The organism is Micrococcus sp. iso_239 (genome assembly GCF_056173395.1).
Genome location: NZ_CM149672.1, coordinates 1,320,404 through 1,337,066, shown reverse-complemented (window position 1 = coordinate 1,337,066; position 16,663 = coordinate 1,320,404). Strand labels below are relative to the sequence as shown.

Annotated in this window: 16 protein-coding genes; all 16 read left to right on the top strand. The window is 74.5% G+C overall.

Going from position 1 to position 16,663, the window contains the following annotated elements; genetic code table 11:
- The first annotated feature begins 2 nt into the window (after window positions 1–2).
- The 16 genes from ruvX to mihF all read left to right on the top strand — a co-directional run bounded on the left by ruvX (window position 3) and on the right by mihF (window position 16,611).
- A complete protein-coding gene (gene ruvX / locus AC0VX2_RS06210; RefSeq protein WP_051995205.1) occupies window positions 3–524 on the top strand; it encodes a Holliday junction resolvase RuvX in 522 nt (173 codons plus the stop codon).
- Complete coding sequence (locus AC0VX2_RS06205) at window positions 521–1,789, top strand: endolytic transglycosylase MltG (RefSeq protein WP_136939976.1); 1,269 nt, start codon at window positions 521–523, stop codon at window positions 1,787–1,789. Before ruvX ends, AC0VX2_RS06205 begins: the two co-directional genes overlap by 4 nt.
- The gene (locus AC0VX2_RS06200) at window positions 1,789–2,712 is read left to right on the top strand and encodes a shikimate dehydrogenase family protein (RefSeq protein WP_036313793.1); all 924 of its coding nucleotides are present in this window, start codon (window positions 1,789–1,791) and stop codon (window positions 2,710–2,712) included. The genes AC0VX2_RS06205 and AC0VX2_RS06200 overlap by 1 nt, the downstream gene beginning before the upstream one ends.
- Window positions 2,713–2,791: 79 nt before the next feature.
- The gene (gene aroC, locus AC0VX2_RS06195) at window positions 2,792–4,027 is read left to right on the top strand and encodes a chorismate synthase (RefSeq protein WP_036313697.1); all 1,236 of its coding nucleotides are present in this window, start codon (window positions 2,792–2,794) and stop codon (window positions 4,025–4,027) included.
- A gap of 89 nt (window positions 4,028–4,116) precedes the next feature.
- The gene (locus AC0VX2_RS06190; RefSeq protein ID WP_235187725.1) at window positions 4,117–4,728 is read left to right on the top strand and encodes a shikimate kinase; all 612 of its coding nucleotides are present in this window, start codon (window positions 4,117–4,119) and stop codon (window positions 4,726–4,728) included.
- Entirely contained in the window at window positions 4,725–5,894 is a 1,170-nt protein-coding gene (gene aroB, locus AC0VX2_RS06185; RefSeq protein ID WP_036313703.1) for a 3-dehydroquinate synthase, read from the top strand. Before AC0VX2_RS06190 ends, aroB begins: the two co-directional genes overlap by 4 nt.
- A gap of 118 nt (window positions 5,895–6,012) precedes the next feature.
- Window positions 6,013–6,576, top strand: a complete 564-nt coding sequence (gene efp / locus AC0VX2_RS06180) for an elongation factor P (protein ID WP_002857030.1) — start codon at window positions 6,013–6,015, stop codon at window positions 6,574–6,576.
- Window positions 6,569–7,021 carry a transcription antitermination factor NusB gene (gene nusB, locus AC0VX2_RS06175; RefSeq protein WP_136939977.1) on the top strand — a complete coding sequence of 151 codons (453 nt, stop codon included), beginning with the start codon at window positions 6,569–6,571 and terminating at the stop codon, window positions 7,019–7,021. The genes efp and nusB overlap by 8 nt, the downstream gene beginning before the upstream one ends.
- A 169-nt stretch (window positions 7,022–7,190) precedes the next feature.
- Window positions 7,191–7,799 (top strand): bifunctional pyr operon transcriptional regulator/uracil phosphoribosyltransferase PyrR, encoded by a 609-nt coding sequence (pyrR, locus tag AC0VX2_RS06170; protein WP_087114165.1) that lies wholly within the window; start codon window positions 7,191–7,193, stop codon window positions 7,797–7,799.
- A 3-nt stretch (window positions 7,800–7,802) separates the two neighbouring features.
- On the top strand, window positions 7,803–8,786 hold the full coding sequence (locus AC0VX2_RS06165; RefSeq protein ID WP_036380943.1) for an aspartate carbamoyltransferase catalytic subunit: 984 nt from the start codon (window positions 7,803–7,805) through the stop codon (window positions 8,784–8,786).
- The gene (locus AC0VX2_RS06160; RefSeq protein ID WP_396729450.1) at window positions 8,783–10,162 is read left to right on the top strand and encodes a dihydroorotase; all 1,380 of its coding nucleotides are present in this window, start codon (window positions 8,783–8,785) and stop codon (window positions 10,160–10,162) included. Before AC0VX2_RS06165 ends, AC0VX2_RS06160 begins: the two co-directional genes overlap by 4 nt.
- The gene (locus AC0VX2_RS06155; protein ID WP_036380937.1) at window positions 10,159–10,785 is read left to right on the top strand and encodes a PH-like domain-containing protein; all 627 of its coding nucleotides are present in this window, start codon (window positions 10,159–10,161) and stop codon (window positions 10,783–10,785) included. Before AC0VX2_RS06160 ends, AC0VX2_RS06155 begins: the two co-directional genes overlap by 4 nt.
- Window positions 10,782–11,966, top strand: a complete 1,185-nt coding sequence (gene carA, locus AC0VX2_RS06150) for a glutamine-hydrolyzing carbamoyl-phosphate synthase small subunit (protein WP_036313720.1) — start codon at window positions 10,782–10,784, stop codon at window positions 11,964–11,966. The genes AC0VX2_RS06155 and carA overlap by 4 nt, the downstream gene beginning before the upstream one ends.
- Window positions 11,967–11,969: 3 nt before the next feature.
- The gene (gene carB, locus AC0VX2_RS06145; RefSeq protein WP_010078599.1) at window positions 11,970–15,275 is read left to right on the top strand and encodes a carbamoyl-phosphate synthase large subunit; all 3,306 of its coding nucleotides are present in this window, start codon (window positions 11,970–11,972) and stop codon (window positions 15,273–15,275) included.
- On the top strand, window positions 15,272–16,159 hold the full coding sequence (pyrF, locus tag AC0VX2_RS06140; RefSeq protein WP_036313723.1) for an orotidine-5'-phosphate decarboxylase: 888 nt from the start codon (window positions 15,272–15,274) through the stop codon (window positions 16,157–16,159). The genes carB and pyrF overlap by 4 nt, the downstream gene beginning before the upstream one ends.
- Window positions 16,160–16,296: 137 nt before the next feature.
- Window positions 16,297–16,611, top strand: a complete 315-nt coding sequence (gene mihF / locus AC0VX2_RS06135) for an integration host factor, actinobacterial type (protein ID WP_036313727.1) — start codon at window positions 16,297–16,299, stop codon at window positions 16,609–16,611.
- Window positions 16,612–16,663: the final 52 nt, after the last annotated feature.

The following is a 16,663-nucleotide window of genomic DNA, read 5'->3' as shown; positions in this document are numbered from 1 at the left end:
ACGTGAGCGCAGGTCAGGACGGGGCCGCCGTGGCGAGCGACGCCGTGCGCCGGGGGCGCACCCTCGGCGTCGACGTCGGCCGTGCCCGCGTGGGCGTCGCGTCGGCCGACCCCGACGGCCTGATCGCCACCCCCGTGGCCACCCTGCGGCGGGATGCGCGTCGACGTCGTGACGTGGACGAGCTCGTCGCCCACGCACGCGAGCTCGACGTCGTCGCCGTGTACGTCGGTCTGCCGGTGAATCTGCGGGGCGAGCACACGCCGTCCACGCAGGACGCCCTCGACTACGCGGACGCCGTCGCCGCCGCCCTGGTCGAGGCGGGCCAGCCTGTGCCGGTCCGGCTCGTCGACGAGCGGCTCAGCACGGTCTCCGCGCAGGCCGGACTGCGGGCCGCGGGCCGGTCCGTCAAGGACAGCCGCGGCGTGATCGACCAGGCGGCCGCCGTCGCGATCCTGCAGGCCGCCGTGGACGAGCAGCGCCGCACCGGACGCTGGGCCGGCCAGGACCGGGAGCGGATCCGGTGACCGGCGACCGCCAGCACGCTCGGCGTGAGGACCAGTGGGACGATCTGCTCGGCGACGAGGCCGACGTCCACGACGACCTCGACGTGTTCGGCTTCGCCCACGGCGAGGCGGACGAGGCCGATCTCGGCGCCCCGTCCCAGCCGGTCGACGCGGCCGGCCCACGCCGGCCTCGCAGGTTCCTGCGTCGCCGGGGCTCCGGGTCTCACCCGGCCCCGCGGGTCGACCGCGGCGCCGACCGGCGGCGGACCGCGCTGGTGCTGGGCACGGTGCTCGTGGCGTTCGCCGTCGTGGTCGGGCTGATCGTGCGCGGCTTCCTGAGCGGCCCCGACCACACGGCCGTCGAGGGTGACGAGGTGACGTTCTCGGTGGGGCCGGGCGAGGACCTGGGCTCCGTGGCGGCCCGCCTGGACCGGGCCGGCATCGTGGCCTCCGCCCGTGCGTTCGAGCGCGCTGCCCGGGACACGGACAGCGGTCTCGTGCGGTCGGGGGACTTCGTGCTGCGCGAGCGGATGCCCGCGGCCGAGGCCCTCGCGGTGCTCCAGGGCGCCACGGACGGGGCCGTGCACTACGTGCTCGTGGAGCGCGGCCGGCGGCTCACCGAGGTGCTGGACGCCGTCGCCGAGGCCACGGGGCTGCCCCGCGAGGAGCTCGAGGCCGCCGCCCAGGACCCGACCCGCTACGGCGTCCCCGGGGAGGCGGGCACGCTCGAGGGCTGGCTCGACGCGGGGGAGTACCGCCTCCCCGTCGACGCCACCGCCGAGCAGGTGCTCGACGCCCTGATCCGGCCCACCCTCGCCGAGCTCGACGCCCTCGACATCCGCGACCCGGCCGACCAGCAGCGCGTGCTCACGATCGCCTCCATCCTCGAGGCGGAGGCCCTGCCCCAGGACTACCGGCAGGTCGCCGGCGCCATCGAGAACCGCCTCGCCCCGGACAACACCGAGACGCACGGCCTCCTGCAGATCGACGCCACCGTCACGTACGGCCTCGGCGTGCGCAGCCTCAGCTTCACCTCGGGCCAGCGCCAGGACGCCTCGAACCCCTACAACACGTACGTGCACCCGGGCCTGCCACCGGGTCCGATCGGCATGCCCTCCGACGCGGCCGTCGAGGCCGCCCTCGACCCGGCCGAGACGGACGCCTACTACTGGGTGACCACGGACATCGGCACCGGCCACACCGAGTTCTCCCGCACCTATGAGGAGCACCAGCAGCACGTGCGCACCCTGCAGCGCTACTGCGCCTCCAATCCGGGGGTGTGCTGATGCGCCCCGTGCTGCGCGCGGCGGTCCTGGGCCGGCCGATCGCCCACTCGCTCTCCCCGGTGCTGCACACGGCCGCCTACCGGGTCCTGGGCCTCGACGTCGACTACGGCCGCCGTGACCTGGGCGAGGACGAGGTGCTCGCCTTCGCGGCCGAGCACCTCGGCGCCCCGGGCGCGGCCGACGGCGGCGCGGCCGCGGCCCGCGGGCAGGACTGGCTCGGCTGCTCCGTCACCATGCCGCTGAAGCGGGCGGTCGTCGCCGCCGCCGGGCACGTCAGCGACCGTGTCCGGCTCCTGGGCAGCGCGAACACCCTCGTGCGCGACCACCCCTCCGCGCCCGGGGTCGTCCACGCCGAGAACACGGACGTGGACGGCATCCTCGGCGCCCTCGCCGCGGCCGGCCTCGACCGTGCCGCCCGGGGCGGGACCCTCGGCGTCCTCGGGAACGGGGGGACCGCGACGGCGGCCGTCCTCGCCGCCGCCACGCTCGGCGCGGACGCGGTGCTCTTCGGCGTCCGCGACGCCGCCCGCGCCGCCGAGGTGACGGCCCTGGCCGACGCGCTCGGGCTGCGCTGGGCGACCCTGACCCAGGCGGATCTGCTCCGGCGGGCGCCGGGGCTGCGTGCCGTCGTCGCCACCCTGCCGCCGCGCGCCGCGGACGCCCTGGCCGCACACGTGCCGGCCGACGCCGCCCTGCCGCCCCTGCTGGACGCGGCCTACGACCCGTGGCCTTCCGTGCTGGCGTCCGCCTGGTCCCGGGAGGTCGGTCCGGTGGCGTCCGGGCTGTCCATGCTGCTGCACCAGGGCATCCAGCAGGTCCGGCTGTTCACGGCCCGGCCCCGCGCCGCGGCCGGGATGCCCGAGCCGGACTGGGCGGCGGTGACGCGCGCCGCGGCGGACGCCCTGGGGCCGGCCGCCGGCTGAGTGCCGGACGCCGCACCCGGCGCGTCCCGTCCGGTCACACGTGGCGGCGCGGTGCCCCGTGCGTGAGAGACTGCACGCCATGGTGCGCTGGTTGACAGCGGGGGAGTCTCACGGCCCCGCGCTCACAGGAATCGTTGAGGGACTGCCGGCCGGGATCCCGGTCACGACGCAGGACGTGCAGGACGCGCTCGCGCGCCGCCGCCTGGGGTACGGGCGCGGCGCGCGCATGAAGTTCGAGCAGGACGCGGTGACGATCCTCGGCGGCGTCCGCCACGGCCGCACCCTCGGCTCGCCCGTGGCGATCCAGGTGGGCAACACGGAATGGCCCAAGTGGGAGAAGGTGATGGCCGCCGATCCCGTCCCCGCGGAGGAGCTCGACGGTCTGGCCCGCAACGCGGCGCTCACCCGCCCACGGCCCGGCCACGCCGACCTGACCGGCATGCAGAAGTACGGCTTCGACGAGGCCCGCCCCCTCCTCGAGCGCGCCTCGGCCCGTGAGACCGCCGCCCGTGTGGCCCTGGGCACCGTCGCCCGCGCCTTCCTCGGCGAGCTCGGCGTGCGGATCGTCTCCCACACCGTGGCCTTCGGGGAGGCCGCCCTGCCGGAGGGCCACCCGTTCCCCGTCCCCGAGGACGAGGCCCGCCTCGACGCCGACCCGGTCCGCTGCCTCGACCCGCAGACCTCCGCGGCGATGGTCGCCGAGGTCGACGACGCCCACCGCGCCGGGGAGACCCTCGGCGGCGTCGTGGAGGTGCTGGCGTACGGCGTGCCGATCGGCCTGGGCTCCCACGTGCACTGGGACCGCCGCCTCGACGCGCGGCTGGCGGGGGCGCTCATGGGCATCCAGGCGATCAAGGGCGTGCAGGTCGGCGACGGGTTCGCCACGGCCGCCCGACGCGGCTCCGCCGCCCACGACGGGATCGCCCGCGGCGCGGACGGCCGCCCCCGGCGCACGAGCGACCGGGCCGGCGGCATCGAGGCCGGCATGTCGACGGGCGAGCTGCTGCGCGTGAGCGCCGCGATGAAGCCGATCGCCACGGTGCCGCGCGCACTGCCCACGGTCGACGTCGCCACGGGCGCGGAGACCACGGCCCACCATCAGCGCTCCGACGTGGCGGCCGTGCCCGCCGCGGGCATCGTCGCCGAGGCCATGGTCGCCCTCGTCCTGGCCGACGCGATGCTCGAGAAGTTCGGCGGCGACTCCGTGGCCGAGACGCGCCGCAACCTCGAGGCGTTCCAGGCCGCGGTCCCCGCCTTGCCGGAGCCGGGCGCCGACGTCGTGGCGGACGGCCCGATGGGCGACCCCCTGCCGTGACCGACACCCCCGGGACCGCGCCGGCCCCGGGACCGGACCCGAGCACGCGTCCCGTCCCCGGGCCCGTCACTGTGTGCCCGTGGGAGGGCATGACCGGTGCCCTCGAGGCGCGCCTGACGGCCGCGGCCACGGTGGCCGCCGCGGCCGACGAGGACCCGGCCGCGCGCCCGGCCCGCCGGGTCGTCCTCGTCGGCCCGATGGGGGCCGGGAAGACGACGGTCGGCCGGGCCCTGGCCGCCGTGACCGGGCTGCCCTTCGTGGACTCCGACGAGCTGTTCATCCAGGTGCACGGCCCGATCCCGGAGTTCTTCGCCGAGCACGGCGAGGCCGCGTTCCGGGCGGAGGAGGCGCGCGTCATCGGCCATGTGCTCGGCCGACCCGCCCCGTGCGTCCTCTCGTGCGGCGGCGGCGCCGTCCTGCATCCGGGCACCCGCCGCGCGCTGGCCGGGCCGGACTCCGACGTCGTCTACCTCGCGGTCGGAGAGGAGGAGGCGCTGCGCCGCGTGGGCGGCGGCGCGGGCCGCCCCGTCCTGGCCGGAGACCCCGCCGGGACCTGGCGGCGCATCCTCGCCGAACGCGAGGGGCTGTACCGCGAGGTCGCCGACCTCGTGCTCGACACCACAGGCCTGACGGCCGCCGAGGCGGCCTGGCGTATCGTGGGGGACGCCCACCGCCCCCGAAGGAGTGAGTCACACCCATGACCGACCGTGAGCCGGACATCACCGAGCAGGAGACCCCGGGGGCGGCGCCCGCGGCCGCTCCGGCCGCACCCGAGGACGTGACGGTCATCCCCGTGGCCGGCGGCCACGAGGCGGCCGTGCACGGCGGCTACGACGTGGTGGTGGGCCGGGGCCTGCTCGCGCGCCTGCCGGACATGCTCGGCCCGACCGTCCGACGCGTGCTGGTCATCCATCCGCGCGCCCTCCGGGCCACCGGCGACGTCGTCAAGAACGACCTCGAGGCCGTGGGCCTGACCGCACTGACCGCCGAGATCCCGGACGCCGAGGAGGGCAAGCACCTGCAGGTGGCCGGGTTCTGCTGGCAGGTGCTCGGCCAGAACGACTTCACCCGGTCGGACGCGATCGTCTCCGTGGGCGGCGGCGCCGTGTCCGACCTGGCCGGCTTCGTGGCGGCCACGTGGCTGCGCGGCATCCGCGTCGTGCACATGCCCACCACCCTGCTGGGCATGGTGGACGCGGCGGTGGGCGGCAAGACCGGCATCAACACCGCCGAGGGCAAGAACCTGGTGGGGGCGTTCCACAATCCGGCCGGCGTGCTGGCCGACCTGGACACGCTGCTCACCCTGCCGGCCAACGAGCTGATCTCCGGCCTGGCCGAGGTCGTGAAGTGCGGCTTCATCGCCGACCCCGCGATCCTCGACCTCATCGAGGAGGACCCGGCCCAGGCCCAGAACCCGCACTCCGCGCGGCTGCGCGAGCTGATCGAGCGCTCGATCCGGGTGAAGGCGGACGTCGTCTCCCGCGACCCCCGCGAGTCGGGGGCCCGCGAGGCGCTGAACTACGGCCACACGATGGGCCACGCGATCGAGCTCGCCGAGCGCTACCAGTGGCGCCACGGCGCCGCGGTGTCCGTGGGGCTGGTCTTCGCTGCCGAGCTGGCCCGCTCCCTCGGCCGGCTCGACGACGCCACCGCGGACCGGCACTGGTCGGTGCTGACGGCCCTGGGCCTGCCCGTCTCCTACCGCGGGGACCGGTGGCAGACCCTGCTCGAGGGCATCCGCCGGGACAAGAAGAACCGCGGCGACCAGCTGCGCTTCGTCCTGCTGGACGGGCTCGCGCAGCCCACCACCGTGGACATCCCGGACGCGTCCCTGCTCTTCGCGGCGTACCAGGAGATCGCGGAGTGAGCCGCCGCTGACCCCGGCCCCGCGCGGGGCCTCCCGTAGACTGGCCCGCGCACATCCAAGACCCCACCCACTCCAGGCGGACCCGTGACGGTCCGCGAGACCGATCGGGAGCACACACGTGGCAACGAGCAACGACATCAAGAACGGCGCCGTCCTGAAGCTGGAGGGCCAGCTCTGGAACGTCACCGAGTTCCAGCACGTCAAGCCGGGCAAGGGCGGCGCGTTCGTCCGCACCAAGATGAAGAACATCACCACGGGCAAGGTCGTGGACAAGACCTTCAACGCCGGCGCCAAGGTCGAGTTCGCCACCGTCGACCGCTCCGACTACCAGTACCTCTACCAGGACGGCGCGGACTACGTGTTCATGGACGTCAAGGACTACGACCAGATCACCGTGCCCGGGGCCGTGGTCGGCGACGCCGCGAAGTACATGCTCGAGAACACCCAGGTCGTCATCGCCCTGCACGAGGGCACGCCGCTGTACCTCGAGATGCCGGCGTCCGTGGTCCTGGAGATCACCTACACCGAGCCGGGCCTGCAGGGGGACCGCTCGTCCGCCGGCACCAAGCCCGCCACCGTGGAGACCGGCGCCGAGATCCAGGTGCCGCTCTTCGTGGAGCAGGGCACCCGCGTCAAGGTCGACACCCGCACCGGCGACTACCTCGGCCGCGTCAATGACTGAGCGGGCCTCCGCCGGCTCCGCTGCCAAGCGGGGGACCACGGCGCGCAGCCGCTCCCGGCAGCGTGCGGTGGAGATCCTGTTCGAGGCCGAGCAGCGCGGCTCCACCGCGCTGGAGGGCATCCGCACCCGACGCGAGAGCACCGACCTGCAGGTGAACGCCTACACCCAGCGGCTCGTGGAAGGCGTCATCGCGGACCAGGAGCGGCTCGACGAGGCCCTGAGCTCCTACTCCCGCGGCTGGTCCCTGGACCGCATGCCCGCCGTCGACCGGGCGATCCTGCGCGTGGGGGCCTGGGAGCTGCTGTTCCAGGACGACGTGCCGGACGCCGTCGCCATCTCCGAGGCCGTCGCCCTGGCCGCCCAGCTGTCCACGGACGACTCGCCCGAGTTCGTCAACGGTCTGCTCGGCCGCCTGCAGCAGGTCAAGTCGACACTGCTCGCCTGAGCCGCCGAGAGCTCCGTCACGAGGCCCGTCCCGCACCGCGTCATCCGCGCCGTGGGGCGGGCCTCGCTGGTAGAGTCGGCGACGTCCCGCACGGGGGCCCACCGGCGCCCGGGGACGAACCACGCATCCTTTAAGAGCCGTCCTGTGAGGCGGGGAAGGAGGCGCCGGCATGGGAACTGATCCCGCCGCACCTCGTGCTGCCCGGACCGTGCTGTCCGCGTCCGAGATCGACCGGGCGCTGACCCGGATCGCCCACGAGATCCTCGAGTCCAACAAGGGTGCCGAGGGTCTCGTCCTGATGGGGATCCCGCGCCGCGGGGCGCCCCTGGCCCGGCGGCTCGGCGCCCTGCTGGCCCGCATCGAGCCGGCCTTCGACCCCACCGCCGCCGTCGGCGAGGTGGACGTGACGCTCTACCGCGACGACCTCCGCCGCGGCACGGCCCGCACCCCGATGCCCACCCGCCTGCCCGAGGTCCCCCTCGACGGCGCCGTCGTCGTGCTCGTGGACGACGTCCTCTTCTCCGGCCGCACCGTCCGGGCCGCCCTCGACGCGATCGCCGACCTGGGCCGCCCCGCCGCCGTGCGCCTGGCCGTCCTCGTGGACCGCGGGCACCGCGAGCTGCCCGTCCGGGCCGACTTCGTGGGCAAGAACCTGCCGACCTCCACCGCCGAGCGCGTTCAGGTCCGGCTCATGGAGGTCGACGGCCCCGAGGGCACCGGCGAGGTCACCGAGGACGCCGTGAGCATCGTCGACCGCGTCGCGACCCGGGAGGGCTGAGCCGTGCGCCACCTGCTGTCCACCGCCGACCTCTCCCGCGCCGACGCCCTCGCCGTCCTCGACACCGCCGAGGAGATGGCCGCCGTCAACCAGCGCGAGGTCAAGAAGCTGCCCGCCCTGCGCGGCCGCACCGTGGTGAACCTCTTCCTCGAGGACTCCACCCGCACCCGCATCTCCTTCGAGGCCGCCGCCAAGCGGCTCTCCGCGGACGTGATCAACTTCTCCGCGAAGGGATCGTCCGTCTCCAAGGGGGAGTCGCTCAAGGACACCGTCCAGACGCTCGAGGCCATCGGCGCGGACGCCATCGTGATGCGCCACTGGTCCTCGGGCGCGGCCCGCCAGCTGGCCGACTCCGGCTGGGTGCGCTCCGCCGTCGTGAACGCCGGCGACGGCACCCACGAGCACCCCACCCAGGCCCTCCTGGACGCCTTCACCCTGCGCCGGCGCCTCGCCGCGGCGACGGGAGAGGACCTGGTCGGCCAGGACCTGACCGGCATGCGCGTGGTGATCGTGGGGGACATCCTGCACTCGCGCGTGGCCCGGTCCAACGTGTGGCTGCTCAGCACGCTGGGCGCCCAGGTCACCCTGGCCGCCCCGCCCACCCTGCTGCCCGTCGGCGTGGCCGCGTGGCCGTGCCAGGTCACCTACTCGCTGGACGAGGCCCTCGACGCCGGCCCCGACGCCGTCATGATGCTCCGCGTCCAGGCCGAGCGGATGGGCGGCGCCTTCTTCCCGTCCGCGGGGGAGTACACCCGGACCTGGGGGCTGACCGACGACCGCTTCGCCCGCCTCACCGCCGGCCGCGGCGCCCTGCTCGACGAGCCCGTGGTCATGCACCCCGGCCCGATGAACCGCGGCCTGGAGATCAGCCCGGCGGCGGCGGACTCGCCCCGCAACACCGCCCTCGAGCAGGTCGCCAACGGCGTGTCCGTCCGCATGGCGGTCCTGCACCTCGTCCTCAACCACGACCAGGAGGTCCGCCCGTGAGCGCCCCCAGCCCCGCCCCCCTGCTGCTGCGCAGCGCGCGCCTGACCACGGGCGAGACCGCCGACGTGCTCGTCGCCGAGGGCCGGATCGCCGCCCTCGGCCCGGACGCCGCGACCCACGTCGCCGGCCTCGACCCGGCCCCCGAGGAGGTCGATTGCGCCGGCCTGGTGCTGCTGCCCGGGCTCGTCGACCTGCACACCCATCTGCGCCAGCCCGGCAAGGAGGACGCGGAGACGGTCGAGACCGGCACCCGCGCCGCCGCGATGGGCGGCTTCACCTCGGTCCACGCGATGGCCAACTCGACGCCGACGGCCGACACCGCCGGCGTGGTGGAGCAGGTGTGGCGGCTGGGCCGGGACGCGGGCTGGTGCGATGTGCACCCCGTGGGCGCGGTGACCGTGGGCCTGGCCGGCGAGGCCCTGGCCGACCTCGGCGCGATGGCCGACTCGCAGGCCCGCGTGCGGATGTTCTCCGACGACGGCATGTGCGTCCACGACGCCGTGCTGATGCGCCGGGCGCTCGAGTACGTGAAGTCCTTCGGCGGCTTCGTGGCCCAGCACGCGCAGGAGCCGAACCTCACCGCCGGCGCCCAGATGAACGAGTCCGAGCTCTCCGGCGTCCTCGGCCTGGCCGGCTGGCCCGCCGTGGCGGAGGAGGCCGTCATCGCCCGTGACGTGCTGCTGGCCCAGCACGTGGACTCCCGCCTGCACGTGTGCCACGTCTCCACGGCCGGCTCCGTCGAGCTGATCCGCTGGGCCAAGGCCCAGGGCGTGGCCGTGACCGCCGAGGTCACCCCGCACCACCTGCTGCTCACGGAGGAGCTCGTCCGATCCTACGACCCCGTGTTCAAGGTCAACCCGCCGCTGCGCCGCGAGTCCGACGTCCTGGCCCTGCGCGCCGGCCTGGCCGACGGCACCATCGACACCGTGGGCACCGACCACGCCCCGCACACCGCCGAGACCAAGCAGTGCGAGTGGACGGTCGCGGCGATGGGCATGACGGGCCTCGAGACCGCCCTGTCCGTGGTGCAGCAGGCGATGGTGGACACCGGCCTGATGGACTGGGCGGGCGTCGCCCGCGTGATGTCCACGGCGCCGGCCCGGATCGCCGGCCTGACCGACCAGGGCCAGGCCGACGAGCGCGGCGTCCCGCGCGTCGGCGCCGTGGCCAACCTCGTGCTCGTGGACCCGCGGGCCCGCCGCACCGTGGACCCCGAGCAGCACCTGACGAAGTCCCGCAACAGCCCGTACCGGGGCATGGAGCTGCCGGGCGCGGTGCGCCACACGGTCTATCGCGGCGCCCGCGTCGTCGCCGACGGCGCCCCCGCCCGGCCGTACCGCCACCCGGCCCTGACGGAGACGGGGGAGCGCGCGTGAGCATCACCCCCCTGGCCGCCGCCCTGGCGGCCCGACCCGTCCCCCCGCGGACCCCGACGAAGGACTACGCGGACGTGTGGCTGCCGGTGACCCTGGGCACCCTGGCCGTCGTCCTCGTGCTGCTCGGCCTGCTGGCCCTCGGGTGGCGGGCCCGCCGCCGGGCGCAGGCCGGGATCCCGGCCCCGGCCCCCGTGCCGACGGCCCTCTACGACGCCGAGCCGACGCTGTCCGCGGAGGGCATGCACGTGGGCACGGTGCGCGGCGAGGACCGACTGGACCGCGTGGCGGTGCACGGCCTGGGCCTGCGCTCGCGCGCCGTCCTCGAGGTCCACGACGCCGGCGCCCACCGCGGCCTGCTCGTGCTCCGCCCCGGGGCCGCCAACCTGTTCATCCCCGCGGACGACCTCGTCGAGGCCGGCCTGTCCGCGGGGATCGCCGGCAAGTTCGTCGAGCCGGGCGGGCTCGTCGCCTGGGGCTGGCGCCTCGGCGACGTCGAACTCACCTCCGCCTTCCGCCCCGACCGCCCCGAGGACCGCGACCGGCTCCTCGCCGCCCTGCAGACCATCATCGACCCCGCCCCGGCCGACCCGGCCGGCCGCGCAGGAGAAGGAGACCCCCGATGAGCACCCCCACCGACGACCTGGCCCTGCTCGTCCTCGAGGACGGCACCGTCCACCGCGGCCGGGCCTACGGCGCCCGCGGCCGCACCCTGGGCGAGGCCGTGTTCACCACGGGCATGACCGGCTACCAGGAGACCCTCACCGACCCGTCCTACGCGGGGCAGATCATCGTGCAGACCTCCCCGCACATCGGCAACACCGGGGTCAACGACGCCGACCGCGAGTCGCGGGCGATCTTCGCCGCCGGCTACGTGGTCCGCGACGCGGCCCGGCGTCCGTCCAACTGGCGCGCCGAGCGCACCCTCGACGAGGAGCTCGAGACGTTCGGCGTCGTCGGGATCCGCGAGGTCGACACCCGGGCCATCACCCGCCGCCTGCGCACCGAGGGCTCGATGCGCGCCGGCGTGTTCTCCGGCGAGCACGCCGCCCGCCCGGAGGCCGAGCTGCTGGCGGAGGTGCGCGCCCAGCCGTCGATGGCCGGCGCCCGCCTCGCGGAGTCCGTCACCACGGAGCAGCCGTACGTCATCGAGCCGGCCGAGCACGGCTGGGAGGGCGAGCCGATCGCCGAGATCGCCGCCCTCGACCTCGGCATCAAGGCCGCCACGCCGCGGCACCTGGCCTCCCGCGGCATCCGCGTGCACGTGCTGCCCGCGGCCACGGACCTGGCCGGCATCCGCGCCGTGGACCCGGACGGCGTCTTCCTGTCCAACGGCCCCGGCGACCCGGCCACGGCAGACGCCCAGGTGGAGCTGCTGCGCGAGGTCCTCGACGCCGGCCTGCCGTTCTTCGGCATCTGCTTCGGCAACCAGATCTTCGGCCGCGCGCTCGGCTTCGACACCTACAAGCTGAAGTTCGGCCACCGCGGCCCGAACCAGCCGGTGCTGGACAAGGCCACGGGCCGCGTGGCCATCACCTCCCAGAACCACGGCTTCGCCGTGGACGCCCCCCTCGGCGAGCCGATCGAGGCGCCGGAGTCGCGCTTCGGCCGCGTCGAGGTCTCCCACTGGTCCCTGAACGACCAGGTCGTCGAGGGCCTGCGCCTGCTCGACCGGCCCGCCTTCTCCGTGCAGTTCCACCCGGAGTCCGCGGCCGGCCCCAACGACACCCTCGACCTGTTCGACCGCTTCGTGCAGCTGCTCACCGAGCACCGCGCCGCCACCACCCCCGCCACCGAAGGAGCCTGATCCATGCCCAAGCGCACCGACCTGAAGTCCGTCCTGGTCATCGGCTCCGGCCCCATCGTGATCGGCCAGGCCGCCGAGTTCGACTACTCGGGCACCCAGGCCATCCGCGTCCTCAAGGAGGAGGGCGTCCGCGTCGTCCTCGTCAACTCCAACCCGGCCACGATCATGACCGACCCGGAGCTGGCCGACGCCACCTACGTCGAGCCCATCACCCCGGCCGTGGTCGCCAAGATCATCGAGAAGGAGCGCCCGGACGCCCTGCTGCCCACCCTGGGCGGCCAGACGGCGCTGAACACCGCCATCGCCCTCGACAAGGACGGGGTGCTCGAGCGCTTCGGCGTCGAGCTGATCGGCGCGAACATCGAGGCCATCGAGCTCGGCGAGAACCGCGAGCTGTTCAAGGGCGTCGTGGAGCGTGCCGGCGGCGAGTCCGCCCGGTCCCACATCGTGCACACGATGGAGGAGGCCCTGGCCGCCGTCGAGGACCTGAAGTACCCCGTGGTGGTGCGCCCCTCGTTCACGATGGGCGGCCTCGGCTCCGGCATGGCCTACGACGAGGCCGACCTGTACCGCATCTGCGGCGCCGGCCTGCAGTACAGCCCGACCTCCGAGGTTCTGCTCGAGGAGTCCATCCTCGGCTGGAAGGAGTACGAGCTGGAGATGATGCGGGACAAGAACGACAACGTCGTCGTCGTCTGCTCCATCGAGAACGTGGACCCCGTGGGCGTGCACACCGGCGACTCCATCACCGTGGCCCCGGCCATGACGCTGACGGACCGCGAGTACCAGAAGCTGCGGGACATCTCGATCAACGTCATCCGCGAGGTCGGCGTGGACACCGGCGGCTGCAACATCCAGTTCGCGGTGAACCCCGTGGACGGGCGCGTCGTCGTCATCGAGATGAACCCGCGCGTCTCCCGCTCCTCGGCGCTGGCCTCGAAGGCCACCGGCTTCGCGATCGCCAAGATCGCCACCAAGCTGGCCCTGGGCTACACGATGGACGAGATCCCCAACGACATCACCCAGAAGACCCCGGCGTCCTTCGAGCCGGTCCTGGACTACGTGGTCGTGAAGGTCCCGCGCTTCGCGTTCGAGAAGTTCCCGGCGGCGGATCCCACGCTGACCACCACCATGAAGTCGGTCGGCGAGGCCATGGCCATCGGCCGCAACTTCACGGAGGCCCTGCAGAAGGCCCTGCGCTCGCTCGAGCAGAAGGGCTCGGAGCTCGCGTTCCCGCAGGACGCCGACCCGCAGGCCCTGCTCGCGGCGGCGAGCACGGCCACCACCGACCGGCTCTCCCAGACCCAGCAGGCGCTCTACGCCGGCGCCACGATCGAGGAGGCCTTCGAGGCCACCGCGATCGACCCGTGGTTCCTGGACCAGTTCGTGCTCATCAACGAGGTCGCGGACGAGATCCGCGACGCCGAGGTCCTCGACGAGGCCCTGCTGCGCCGCGCCAAGCGGCACGGGTTCTCCGACGCCCAGATCGGCTCGCTGCGGCACATGGACGCCGCGGTCGTGCGCGGCGTGCGTCACGCCCTGGGCGTGCGCCCCGTCTACAAGACCGTGGACACCTGTGCCGCCGAGTTCGAGGCCTTCACCCCGTACCGGTACTCCAGCTACGACCTCGAGACCGAGGTCGCCCCGCACGAGGGCGAGTCGGTGATCATCCTCGGCTCGGGCCCGAACCGGATCGGCCAGGGCATCGAGTTCGACTACTCGTGCGTGCACGCCACCATGGCGCTGCGCGAGGCCGGCTACGAGACCGTGATGGTCAACTGCAACCCGGAGACGGTATCCACGGACTACGACATCTCCGATCGCCTCTACTTCGAGCCGCTCACGCTCGAGGACGTCCTGGAGGTCATCGCGGCAGAGGAGGCCTCCGGCGGCGTGCGCGGCGTCTTCGTGCAGCTCGGCGGCCAGACCCCGCTCAAGCTGGCCCAGCAGCTCGCCGACGCCGGCGTGCCGATCCTGGGCACCTCGCCCGCGGCCATCGACCTGGCCGAGCACCGCGGTGAGTTCGCGCTCGTGCTCGAGCGCGCGGGCCTGGTGGCGCCGAAGAACGGCACGGCCGTCTCCTTCGACGACGCCAAGCGCGTGGCGGACGAGATCGGCTACCCCGTGCTCGTGCGCCCCTCCTACGTGCTCGGCGGCCGCGGCATGGAGATCGTGTACTCCGAGGAGGCGCTGGCCCACTACGTGGCGCACGCGACGGAGATCACCCCCGACCAGCCGATGCTCGTGGACCGCTTCCTCGAGGACGCGATCGAGATCGACGTCGACGCCCTCTACGACGGCACCGAGCTGTACCTCGGCGGCGTCATGGAGCACATCGAGGAGGCGGGCATCCACTCGGGCGACTCCGCGTGCGTGCTGCCCCCCGTCACCCTGGGCCCGGACGTGCTCGAGCGCGTGCACCGCGCCACCGAGCGGATCGCGGCCGGCGTCGGCGTGCGCGGCCTGATCAACATCCAGTTCGCGCTCGCCTCGGACGTGCTGTACGTGATCGAGGCGAACCCGCGCGCCTCGCGGACCGTGCCGTTCGTCTCGAAGGCCACGGGCGTCCAGCTGGCCAAGGCGGCCGCGCGGATCGGCGTCGGCGAGAGCATCGCCGACCTGCGCGCGGCCGGCATGCTGCCCACGGCGTACGACGGCGGCACCCTGCCGATCGGCGCGCCCGTGGCGGTCAAGGAGGCGGTGCTGCCGTTCACCCGCTTCCGCACCGCGGAGGGCCGCGTGGTCGACTCGCTGCTGGGCCCGGAGATGCGCTCGACGGGCGAGGTCATGGGCATCGACAAGCACTTCGACACCGCGTTCGCCAAGTCCCAGTCCGCCGCCGGCGGCCCGCTGCCCACCTCGGGGCGCGTGTTCGTGTCGGTCGCGAACCGGGACAAGCGCACCCTCGTGGGCCAGGCCAAGCGCCTCGTCGACCTCGGCTTCCAGGTGGTCTCCACCGGCGGCACCGCCGAGGTGCTGCGGCGCAACGGCATCCCCGCGGAGGTCGTGGCGAAGATCGCCGACGCCGGGCACGAGGACGGCGCGGGCACCGTGCTGGAGCAGCTGCACGCCGGCACCGTCGATCTCGTGCTGAACACGCCCTCCGGCGGCGACGCCCGCACGGACGGCTACGAGATCCGCGCGGCCGCGACGTCGCTCGGCGTGCCGGTGATCACGACCACGGCCGAGTTCGGGGCGTGCCTGCAGGCCATCGAGGCCATGCGGTCCTACGAGTGGTCCGTCACCTCACTGCAGGAGCACGACGCGCGCCTGCAGCAGGCTGTCGCCGGTCCGGAGGCCGCGGCGTGACCACGACGGCGACGGGCGGCGCGGGGCCCCGCGCCCCCTTCGGGCGGCGGCTGGCCCAGGCCATGGAGACGGCCGGTCCGCTGTGCCTCGGCGTGGACCCCCATCCGGGCCTGCTGCGGCAGTGGGGCCTGAGCGACACCCCGGCGGGCCTCGAGGCGTTCTCCCTGACCGCCCTCGAGGCGGCGGTGGGTCCCGAGGGGCCCCGCGTGGCGGCGATCAAGCCCCAGGTGGCGCTGTACGAGCGCCACGGATCGGCCGGCCTGGCGGCCCTGGAGCGGCTGCTCGCGGCCGCCCGAGACGCCGGGGTGCTCACGATCGCGGACGCCAAGCGCGGTGACATCGGCTCCACCATGGACGGCTACGCCGCCGCGTGGATCGCCGATGCCTCGCCCCTGGCCGCGGATGCGGTGACGCTCAGCCCGTACCTGGGTTTCGGCACCCTCGTGCCGACCATCCGCGCCGCCCACGAGGCCGGCCGCGGCGTGTTCGTCCTCGCGCTGACCTCCAATCCGGAGGGCCGCGAGGTCCAGCACGTGGGCGAGGGGTCGGCCGAGGGATCGGTCGCCCGGCGCATCGCCGCGGCGGCGGCCGCCGAGAACGCGGCCCTGCGCGGCGACGACGCGTGGGGGCCGGTGGGACTCGTCTTGGGCGCCACGGTGGCCGCCGAGGCGGACCGCCTCGGCCTGGACCTGCCGGCCCTCGGCGGGCCCCTGCTGGCGCCCGGGTTCGGTGCCCAGGGCGCCACGGCCCGGGGCATGCGGGCCGACTTCGGGACGGCCTGGCCGCAGGTCTTGGCGACCTCGTCCCGCGGCATCCTGAGCGCGGGCCCGTCGGTGGCCTCGCTGGTGGACACGATCGAGGAGAATCGCGCCGCCCTGCGGTGACGCCCGCGTCCTCCCGGCGCGCCCGTGCCGTGTGGACGGGATGGTATCTTCCCTTTCGATCGGCTGTGCTCGTCGTCCTTGACGGTGGAAGGGTCTCGACGGGGCCGGTGAGGAATGAGAGGCATCGAGGTCAGACCATGGCGTTGCGGCAGCTCAGTGTGCAGGAGCGGGCGGAGGCCCGGAGGAAGGCCCTCCAGGCCCGCCAGGCGCGGGCGGAGCTCAAGGCGGCCTTCGCCGCCGGTGCGGTCGGCCTGGCCGACGTGTTCGCGCGCGCGGACACCGAGGACGCCGTCGCCCGCCTGCGGACCGTGGACCTGCTGCTGGCCCTGCCGGGCGTGGGCGAGGTCCGGGCCCGGGAGACGATGGCGGGGTGCGGCATCTCGCCGCGGCGTCGGCTGGGCGGCCTGGGCCGTCGTCAGCGCGAGGCGTTGATCGCCTATATTGGCCGGTGACCCCCACACCCCGGCGGGTCGGCGCCGGCCCGGGTGAAGGGCCTGCGAGGCC